Below are 613 nucleotides of genomic sequence, written 5' to 3' on the forward strand. Positions count from 1 at the left end.
GCCTTTTTTAATATCTCACTCTCCTCCCGAAGGATACGGTTCTCTTTGCGTAAACGTTAATTCTCACGCAGAAGATCAGTGTATTGGGTAGGAATTTTAGTTTCATCGGAAATTGATGCGATCCATTTCCCAAGCGTGGAAAGCCCAATACTTAAATCTGACGCAACTTGACGGCGTGTTAAGCCACTAGTGAGTGATATGCGAACTGCATCACGCTTAAATTCATCACTATGCTTTAATGACATATTCGATCTCCTTGATAACAAATAATGCTCTCAAAAAGACCGGAACGAAACCGAGGCATGTGTGGACGGCCTCCGTTTGGCAAGATGTTTTTTGATATTTCTGACAAGCTGGTCGAGTGCAGGCATGTGTCCGGCCTATTGATGCGGCTATAACATGCCGCTGGCCCTGATGAAGTCCGCAGATTGAGTTCCTTACAAGTCCTCGCGCTTTCATGCGCAGCCCCGGAATGCGGAGTGTCTCAATCCCGGCTTTTGACCGTTTGTCATCATACCATGAGCATCTCACCTCTTGTTTGTTGCGTTCAGCCTCTGAAGCAACAATGACAAAAATACTTGTTAGATGCGTTGCACACCAAATGTGGAACCGT

The 613-nt window shown here is 45.8% G+C and carries 1 pseudogene; it reads right to left on the minus strand.

From position 1 onward, the window contains the following. Positions 1-59 precede the first annotated feature (59 nt). Positions 60-245, minus strand: a pseudogene (locus tag HBA93_RS18005) (transposase); the annotation flags it as partial. Between the last annotated feature and the right edge of the window lie 368 nt (positions 246-613).

It is taken from the genome of Ochrobactrum sp. SFR4, assembly GCF_019730395.1.
Taxonomy (GTDB): Bacteria; Pseudomonadota; Alphaproteobacteria; order Rhizobiales; family Rhizobiaceae; genus Pseudochrobactrum.